The 9,729-nt window shown below is 38.7% G+C and carries 6 protein-coding genes; 2 read left to right on the top strand and 4 right to left on the bottom strand.

Annotated features, from left to right (window positions below; all coding sequences use genetic code 11):
• Nucleotides 1-114 precede the first annotated feature (114 nt).
• Both AB1422_12380 and AB1422_12375 read left to right on the top strand, forming a co-directional pair.
• Complete coding sequence (locus tag AB1422_12380) at nt 115-3,573, top strand: PQQ-binding-like beta-propeller repeat protein (protein ID MEW6620109.1); 3,459 nt, start codon at nt 115-117, stop codon at nt 3,571-3,573.
• A gap of 114 nt (nt 3,574-3,687) precedes the next feature.
• Complete coding sequence (locus AB1422_12375) at nt 3,688-4,596, top strand: PorV/PorQ family protein (protein MEW6620108.1); 909 nt, start codon at nt 3,688-3,690, stop codon at nt 4,594-4,596.
• Nucleotides 4,597-4,717: 121 nt separating this feature from the next.
• On the opposite strand, the gene AB1422_12370 is transcribed toward AB1422_12375, so the two are convergent.
• The 4 genes from AB1422_12370 to AB1422_12355 form a co-directional block, all read right to left on the bottom strand.
• Nucleotides 4,718-5,638, bottom strand: a complete 921-nt coding sequence (locus AB1422_12370) for a RodZ domain-containing protein (protein MEW6620107.1) — start codon at nt 5,636-5,638, stop codon at nt 4,718-4,720.
• A gap of 199 nt (nt 5,639-5,837) precedes the next feature.
• Nucleotides 5,838-7,919, bottom strand: coding sequence for a DNA translocase FtsK 4TM domain-containing protein (locus AB1422_12365; protein MEW6620106.1), 2,082 nt, complete (start codon nt 7,917-7,919; stop codon nt 5,838-5,840).
• A gap of 12 nt (nt 7,920-7,931) precedes the next feature.
• A complete protein-coding gene (locus AB1422_12360) occupies nt 7,932-9,188 on the bottom strand; it encodes a pitrilysin family protein (protein ID MEW6620105.1) in 1,257 nt (418 codons plus the stop codon).
• Nucleotides 9,189-9,565: 377 nt separating this feature from the next.
• A partial coding sequence (locus tag AB1422_12355; GenBank protein ID MEW6620104.1) for an IS630 family transposase occupies nt 9,566-9,729 on the bottom strand: 164 nt, incomplete at its 5' end.

Raw genomic sequence — 9,729 nt, 5'->3', positions numbered from 1 at the left:
TGTAAGGTGCACGATGTCCTGCTATTTTTGAGGATTAGAATTTCGCTCACCCCATGGGGTGAGAGTGCACGATGTCCTGCTATAAATTTGTATTAAAATAGGGTGCACGATGTTATGCTATGTAGCATCTATGCCATAAACCCTGATGGGACAAAGAAATGGGAGTTTGAAACCGGTGATAGTGTAGAATCTTCCCCTGCAATTGGAGTTGATGGGACTATCTATGTTGGCTCACACGATCATAAACTCTATGCTATAAATCCCGATGGCACGAAGAAATGGGAGTTTGCTACAGAAAGTCATGTGGGTTCCTCCCCAGCCATAGAAGTTGATGGAACAGTTTATGTGGGATCCTTGTATGCCAATAAATTCTACGCCATAAACCCTGATGGCACGAAGAAATGGGAGTTTGCTACAGGAGATCTTGCCAGTTCTTCAGCAGCCATAGGGTTTGATGGGACAATTTATGTAGGATCATACGATAAAAAACTCTATGCCATAAACCCTGATGGCACGAAGAAATGGGAGTTTGCTACCGAAGGTATTATTACCTCTTCCCCAGCAATAAACTCTGATGGAACCATCTATGTTGGTTCCTGGGATAATAAACTCTATGCTATCGCCCAATCTTTAACGGGCACCAACACCCCTCCTATTGCCTCTTTCACGGTCAGTCCTTCCTCAGGTCCAGTAGGCACTACCTATACCGTAGATGCCTCTTCATCTACTGATAAGGAAGACCCCACCTCTGCTTTGCAAGTAAGATGGGACTGGGAGAATGATGGTAGTTGGGATACACCTTATACCACTGTTAAGACAGCCTCTCACCAATACCCAACTGCTGGAACTAAAATTATCAGACTTGAAGTTAAAGATACCGATGGAGCAACAGATACAACCACAAGAGATATATCAGTTTTTGATACAGGTAGTGAGGTTACAGTCATCCAACAAGATTTGACCCATGATGGTACAATCGATATTAAGATGGACAATGGCAAGGTATGGATCCAGATAAATGGAGATAGCGAGAATGGTTATAATTACTATTCAGCCGGGGGTAGATCTGGTCAGAGTTCTTATACCAAGCCAAATGGAAATTGGGGGATGTTTGTTGATGAATATATAAGTGGTGTGATTCCAAATACAGTTGAGTTGATTAAGAATACACCTGAAGTAGCCGCTTATCGGGTTACCCATATACAGGGAACTACACCAGATAAGCAAATAATGGTTACTGCAACAATCATACTTCCCAAAGATAAGGAGTATGCAGTCTTTCAGACTACTTTCAGGAATATTGGTAGCTCGACCTTTACCTATGATGAGTACCCAACACACATCCATGATGGTGCAGCATTTGGGTCTTTAATACCAGTAAATCCTGATAAATTCACTGTATATGGATATTCTGAGCAAATCTTTGATTCTGTTAATGTGTGGTCAGTCTACTCCCCTTCGCCTACAAAACCATTCGTCTCTATATATGATAATACTGAAGGGATGACATTTGGTTTCATCCAACCTTGGACAACTAATCCTAATCAATTTGTCACTGGTGGTCCAACAGGTTACATCCCTCCTTCAACTTGTTTGGACTCAATGGTAAGAGAATTCACCTTGAATCCAGGAGGAACGGCCACTTATCGAGGACTGATAGCCTTTCATACTGGGGCTGTAAGTACAGGAGTTAGCTTATATGATGATGCTGAGGTTAATATAGACGATATAATCAATTCCCTTGGAGTAGCCTCTATATCAGGCAAAGTCACTGAATCTGATGGGATGACGGCTATCGAAGGGGCGACGGTGCTGGCTTTGGATGGAACGGGGACGGTGATAGGTTCTACTACAACATCCGCTGCGGGAACTTATTCTATCACTGGCTTACCAGAAGGGACTTATACTGCAAGGGCATCAAAATCAGGCTACTTAGCTACAGAAACCAGTGGAGTAGTTATTAAAGCAAGCACTGAGACAACAGGTGTCAACTTCATCCTCTACTCTGCTAAAATAAAACCTATCGTCTCTTCACCCCAATCTGCCGGGTCCGAGGTTTGGGTCAAAATTCAGGTTGGGGATGAGGGAGAGCCTGTTGAGGACCTGCATCACCTTAAATTTAACCTTCATTATACCAATTTTGAGATTCTTGATGTGCTTGAAGTTAAACATGGTGGTTTCTTAGGAGATGACCCTATATTTCAGGAAGACCATTCTTCTCCAGGTACAGTAACAGTATTTATTGGTAGAAAACCAACTGACCAGGGTGTAACAGGCTATGGGAATGTGGTCTTAGTGAAATTTAAATTATCTGCAGAGGCTCAACCTGGGACGATTAGTGTGAGTTTTAGTCAAGTAGAGGCTTATGGAACTCAAAGCTGGGTCAGCCTGTTACCTGAATCAGATGAATTTGTAACAAACAGGGTGACAATAAGACCCGAACTTAGCTCTCCTCAACCAGCAGGGGTGGAATTTTTACTCACCATACAGGGAGGAGATGAAGATAATCAGGTAACTGAATTGTCTAATGTAGTGTATGAACTGGTATGGGATAGACCTGATATTATACAGGTGGTTAAGCCACTTTATAAAAATATCACAGCAGGTGAATTTATCGGCATAGATTCACTCATTCTAACTGGAGGTGGTAATGGAACACTGAGTATCTGCGTGGCACGAAAAGGTGGTGGTGTAAATGGGTATGGGACGATGACTAATATTTGGCTTAAAGTGTTAGACCAGGCTAAGATTGGTGAAGAGATTAAATTTACAGTTCATCAGGTATCTGCGTATGGTTCTGAGTCAAATAGAATTGGTCTTGCATCAGGTAGTTGTACATTAACAGTAGATTTAGGGATAGATACAGCCGAGGTCTGTCCCGGGGATACAGACAACGATGGGATTGTAGCGTTAGGGGATATAATCCCCATACTATATTATTGGTACTTACATGCGGCAGGACCTGCCCGTTGGCCTGATGAGACGCCACTTGAGATAAGGATAAAATGGGAAAAACAATTAGCTATTAAGTGGGGCATTGTCATCCCTCCATTTCCAGATGCCTGCTACGCTGATACCGATGGAAATGGAATAGTAGAACCAGAAGATATAATCGCCGTAGCCGTAAATTGGGGAAAGACTCCTGATAGAAGATTAATGATGCCAGCACCTGCAAGGGCTATGAGTATCTATGAGATAGACCACTCTAAGTTTATTAAGTGCTACGAAGAAATGTTAGCAGTACTAACAGGACTACCTGATAACACACCTGGTAAGAAAGAAGTTGAGAAACAAATTTGTGAGTTCATTAAAATCAGTAACCCAGCTATATTCAAAGTCTATCCCAATCCGTATCGACCGAGTATTAGTCAAGGGATTAAATTTGAAAATCTTGGTACTAACTGGAATATTAAGATATACAATATCGCCGGTGAGTTAGTTTCAGAGATGCATGGGACTGATAATGACTATATCTGGCTTACGGCAAAAGACTTTGCCAGTGGTGTGTATATCTACATAATCAATAGCAGCACTTTAAGTAAAAAGACAGGTAAATTGGCGATAATTAAATAAGTGTGGAGGAAAGGAGAAACACATACATGCCTCAAGAAGACACAAACGACAATGATAACTGGTAACTGGCTAATTACCATTTACCAATCACCGAATTAAAGGAGGTAGATTAAAATGTGTAAGAATGTATTAAAGGTATTGGTAAGTTTAGGGATTGTTTTAGCTTTAAACAGTGTGGGAGTAGAAGGAGCTAAAAAAGGTTCAACAGGAGCCCAGGTGCTTAAACTAAGTGTTGGTGCTCGACCTGCGGCTATGAGTGAGGCATTTGGTGCATTAGCAGATGATGTAACTGCTATTTATTGGAATCCAGCAGGATTGGCAAACTTAAAAGAAAAAGAGTTTTGCTTTATGCACTCTGATTGGCTCAAAGAGATAAACTACGGATTTGCAGGCTATGCACAACCACTGGCTAATGATAGAGCTTTGGGCTTGAGTATGATGTATTTAGGCTCAGGAGATATGAAAAAGCTTAACACTAATGGGATAGAAGAAGGTGATTTTGAGGCAAAAGATATGGTAGTTACTGCGGCTTACGGCTGGAAACTCTCGGAGGAGCTATCTCTTGGAGCAAGTATAAAAGCAATTTCATTAAAGATTGATAATGAAAAGGCTAATAGCTTTGCTGTAGATGTTGGCTTTTTGTCCAGAACACCGCTAGAAAATCTGTTAATTGGAGGCGCATTACAGAATTTAGGCTCAAAGGTAAAGTTTATTAATGAAGGAGATAACTTACCATTAAATGTCAAGTTAGGTACTGCCTATAAGGCTATGGATGATAGACTCATTCTTCTTCTGGACATTAATAAGCCAGTTGATAATGACTTGAGGCTAAATTTAGGTACCGAATACTGGCTGACCTCAACTGTTGCATTAAGAGGTGGCTACAACTCGGGGATAGATGAAGGCTCAGGGGTAACTTTAGGCATAGGCTTTGCACTCCGCACCTTACAATTAGACTATGCCTATGTTCCGTATGGAGATTTAGGTAAAACCCATCGCTACTGCCTTTTAGTAAGATTTTAATCGGAACTTCCCCTCAAAAAGAGCTTATAAAGAAGGGATAACCTTTTAATAATCAAGGGGATAGGCAAGTTTTAGATCTTAAAAGTATGCATACGAGTATTAGCACAACAAATGGTTACATCTATTCTGTTGGCATCAAAATCGGTGGATTTTCAGGGACTGGTGGTGGTACTGGTGGTGGTGAAGTAGTGCCAATGGAGGTCACAGAAGAGGTGCTTATTGGTTCTTCTTTTTGGGGGATAATCGCCTGCTGAGTTTTTATGAAGTCAAAACCTTTAGCAGTAACTAATATTTTTTTCACCTCTCCTTTTTTCCCTAATGCACCTTTATATTCATCGTTCAATTTGAATACTACTCCGCCAGCATTTCCAATCGTTAAAAATATCTCTTTTTGGGCACGCCATTTTACCGTTTGCTCTGGTGCTAAAAGAATCTCATGCTTTTTTTTACCATCAATCGTCGCATACAACCAAACTTTCTCATCGGCAAATGCCTCTAAGATAACCTCTTCTTCCTCTTTATAATTATTCATTGATTGTTTTTCCTCATTTTCTTTAACACTTTCTATCTTTTTTACAATATCTTCTGGTTTGAACATATTTTCTTCTAATAATTTACCAGGGGCAAGGGTTACTTCTTGATGTAGATTTTTTTGTTTTATAAAATAAAAGATTAAAAATCCAGAAAAACATATGACTAATATAAATATAATCATATAGAGGAACCTATTAGTTTTTAAAGCCGAAGGTCGTTTTTCATCCGTTTTTGTTACTGATAATGAATGGTCAAAATGGGCTTCTTGCCATTCTAAATCATATTGTGAGGATAAATCATTTATTTCCTTTTCACTAAATCCAATGAAATTAGCGTAATTGCGCAAGAACCCTTTCGCATAGACTTTTCCTGGGAAGGTATCGTAATCACCAGTTTCTAATGCGATTATATATTTCTTGGCAATCATTGTTTGTGTCTCAACATCTTCTAATGGCATTGATTCTAATTCGCGTCTTTTTCTTAAAATTTCACCAACTTTATTACTCATTTTATCCTCATTATTGGTAATTGGTTAAATAGTTACTATAGTAAGTATTAACCAAAAGTTCACATTAGTATTGTTGATGGTTGATAGTTGATAGTTGATGGGGTTGATAGTCTATGAAACTATAAACTATAAACTATCAACCATGTTGCTATATCTGTTCTATGAGAAATTTTTGTTAATAACTACTATAATTACCAGTTTACTTCAGGTCTTCGGCGGTAACATATACCGGTCGTGGTTTACTTCCATCTGGTGGTCCGACATAGCCATCCTGTTCCATCATCTCGATTAATCTTGCCGCCCGATTATAACCAATCTTTAATTTACGTTGTAACATTGAAGTAGAGGCATAACCGACTCGAGCAATTATCTGAAGTGCTTCATTGTAGAACTCATCATCATTATCTTCTTCTTCATCCTCAACTTCTGTTTCCATTTCTGTTTTTAAATCAATTTGTTGGGTAGGGAGTTGAATCTTCTGATTTTTAATAAATTCAACAATTTTTTCTACCTCTGTATCTGTAACATAAGACCCTTGAATACGAGTAGGTTTAGGTGCTCCAGCAGGTAAAAAGAGCATATCTCCTTTACCGAGAAGTTTCTCCGCCCCCATTACATCCAATATAGTTCTTGAGTCAACTTTAGAAAATACCTGAAAGGCTATTCGGGATGGAAAATTTGCCTTAATCACACCGGTAATAATATCCACTGACGGTCTTTGTGTGGCTAAAACTAAATGAATACCAACTGCTCTTGCCATTTGAGAAAGTTTAGTTATCGAGCCTTCACAATTTTTTTGTGATGGACCTGTCATTAAATCTGCCAATTCATCTATAACCGTGATGATGTAATGGAGATTATTTTCCGGGTCTAATTTCATTTTTTGATTATAACTTTCAATATCTCTTGCTCCTACAGCGGCAAGTCGTTCATATCTTGTTTCCATTTCTTTTTCTAACCAGGTTAACACACGAATAGATTCTTTGGCATTAACGATAACCGGAAATAAAAGATGTGGAATACCATTATAAATAGTTAATTCAACTCGTTTTGGATCTATCATAATAAATTTTACTTTATAAGGAGAGGTTTTATATAAAATACTGGTAATAACGGCATTGATACAGACACTTTTGCCTGAGCCAGTTGCTCCAGCGATTAACAGATGTGGCATTTCGACTAAATCGGCTATCACAGGTTTCCCAAAAATATCCTTTCCTAAAGCAATTGTAAGAGGAGATGCACAATTAATGAAGACATCAGTTGATAATACCTCTTTTATACAGACAGGTGTTGCCTTACGATTTGGCACTTCGATGCCAATGACTTGTTTGCCGGGTATTGGTGCTTCTATGCGGATACTTGGTGCAGCCAGAGCCAGAGCCAGGTCATTAGAAAGCCCAACAACACTACTTACTTTAACACCCGCGGCGGGCTGAACCTCAAAACTGGTAACCGCAGGACCTCGATTGACCTGAACAACCTTAGCCTCAATCCCAAAATCCGCTAATGTATCCTCAAGAAGTCCAGAAATAAGTAATAAATCATCTTTTAAGTCTTTTTCTGATGGTGGCAGAGAATCATTAAGTATTCCCAATGGAGGAGGTTGATATGAAGATGCCGCTGTAATTTCTTCCCTATTAACCTCTTGTGACGACATAGATGCGGGAGTAATAACCTTTGGTAAAATAATTCGTGGGGTTGCAGGTGGTTTTTCTTTAATATCTGTTTTTCTTTTAGGAATTTCTTGTTCTTCTTTAATCACAGATTCCGCTTTTTCTGAGGTAAAAAATCTTATCGGGAAAAGAAATACTTTTTTTATTCCAACAAGGGGCGGAATAAGTGAAGATTCCGTAAGAAGTATAAATCCTAAGGCAAAGAATGTAAAATTGATAACCACTGCTCCTGGACCAAACCACTCTTTTAACAATTCAGAAATGGCAATACCGATATAGCCGCCATTAATTTCTATCCAGATATCATAAAAGAAAGAAGCAAATGTCGAGGTGGAAATTAACAACAATAATCCACCCAGTCCCCGAATAAATGACCCTTCTAATTTTCCTTTAAATCTCCTGACTCCAAAGATACATAAAATAACTGGTAAAAGATATACCCCCAGACCAAAGGAATCTTGTAAAGAATTAGCAATCCAACTTCCTATACCTCCCGCGTAGTCAGTTGCAATTAAACTTACTAAAATTAAAAGAGCCAATCCTAAGATGGCTATCCCTACGACTTCATTAATAATTTTAAATTCAGAAGTTTGTTGCTCTTTCATTAATTCACTCTCTTAACATTCTAACATTATTTTCCCCTTTCGTTCACTCAAGGGACCAATAGTCGTCAGACATAGATATTCACTCTTAAATAAATCCTGAGCAATCCTTTGGATATCCATTAACTGAACTTTATCAATTAACTCTAATGTCTCATCAATACTAAAAAATCTGTTGAAATGAATTTCTTGTTCTGCCAGCCGACTCATTCGATAAGCGGTATCTTCTGCGTTTAAACAAATTGCCCCTTTAAGTTTTTCCTTTGCATTAATCAATTCCTCTTCCTCAACTAATTTGTTTTTCAATTCATTGAATTCATTCAGGATTATCTTTGTGGCTTCTTTATAATTTTTAGGATTGACACCCACATAGACGACTAAAGCCCCGCCATTTTTATAAGAGGCGGGATAGGCATGAACATTATAAGCTAAAGCATTTTCTTCCCGAATTTTTTGAAATAACCTTGAACTCATCCCCATGCCTAAAATAGTACTCAAAACCCTCAGGACAAATCTATCTTTGTGTGTCGATGGGAGTCCACGAGTTCCCAGACATAGGTGGACTTGTTCCAATTCACGAAATTGGCAAACTGAACACGCTCGAAATTCTGGAATATTATTTAAACTCGTGCGCCACTTTAGACCGCGATGATGGCTAAAGGCTTTGAATAATTGCTCAATAACCGCATCTCTCTGAATATGTCCTGCGACGGCAATAAGTATTTCATCAGGGGTATAACGAGAATTCCAGAAGTTGATTAGTTTTTTTTGAGTTATATTTTTAATAACCTCGACATTGCCCCAGATGGGTTGTCCTAATGGATGGTTATCCCAGATGGTTTGAATAAATATGTCATGAATTAAATCATCCGGGGTGTCTTCATACATCTTTATTTCTTCGATAATCACCTGTTTTTCTTTTTCTATCTCAACCGGGCTAAATAGAGAATTAAAAAATATATCTGCCAGCAGGTCTATTGTCTTTGGAAGATGTTTATCCAGGATTTTAGCATAGTAACAGGTGTGTTCTCGGCCTGTAGCGGCGTCGATATGTCCACCCATAGAATCCATTATTTGAGCAATCTGTAAAGCGGTTTTTGACTTTGTGCCTTTGAAAATCATATGCTCAAGAAAATGGGAAATACCATTCTCTTCGGCTTTCTCATCCCGTGAGCCAACACTGACCCACACACCGATACATACAGAACGGACATCAGGTATTTCTTCAATAACTATCCTGATGCCGTTTGGAAGTATTTCTTTATGATACACGGTGATACTATCCTTTCTCTTGAAAATAGGGGTTCGGGGTTCGGATTTCGGTGGTGTCTGAAAAATAACTCTAATAGTGAAATCTATGCAGATTTGGTGTCCAAAAGGGATTTCCTCCAAAGAGCAAAATGCAAAACTCGTTTATAGTTTATAGTTGATAGTTTATGGTTTATAGTTTATGGTTTATAGTCCTTCAACTATCAACTATCTACTATCAACTATATTCCTCCAACTCTTTGAGAAACCCTGCTACTTCCTCTTTGAAATTTGATTTGTAATTTTGCATTTTGATATTTAATATTTATTTGTTGTCTCCCTCAAATCCTATTTTGCAGAACCCTATACACTATTTTAACCTTTATGCTAGTGCTCTGTCGCTACTTAATTGATGGATAAAGTCGTTTCAGTTTAATTCTTGCATCTGGGGTCGTAAATTGCCAATCCACTTTAGCCCCTGCATCATTTCTTTCTGATTCCCAAGCCGCTACTTCTCTTTTCATCTCAGTAATGTTTTCAATTCTTCGTGACAAACACTGCTGGC

This window comes from bacterium (assembly GCA_040757115.1).
In the GTDB taxonomy this organism is placed as follows: Bacteria; UBA9089; CG2-30-40-21; order CG2-30-40-21; family SBAY01; genus JBFLXS01.
This window is presented reverse-complemented; position numbering and strand designations above follow the sequence as displayed.

Excerpts from the sequence above, each read along its gene's own strand:
- AB1422_12380 (MEW6620109.1), top strand. The coding sequence starts at position 115 with ATGCTATGTAGCATCTATGCCATAAACCCTGATGGGACAAAGAAATGG.
- AB1422_12375 (MEW6620108.1), top strand. The coding sequence starts at position 3,688 with ATGTGTAAGAATGTATTAAAGGTATTGGTAAGTTTAGGGATTGTTTTA.
- AB1422_12365 (MEW6620106.1), bottom strand. The coding sequence starts at position 7,919 with ATGAAAGAGCAACAAACTTCTGAATTTAAAATTATTAATGAAGTCGTA.
- AB1422_12370 (MEW6620107.1), bottom strand. The coding sequence starts at position 5,638 with ATGAGTAATAAAGTTGGTGAAATTTTAAGAAAAAGACGCGAATTAGAA.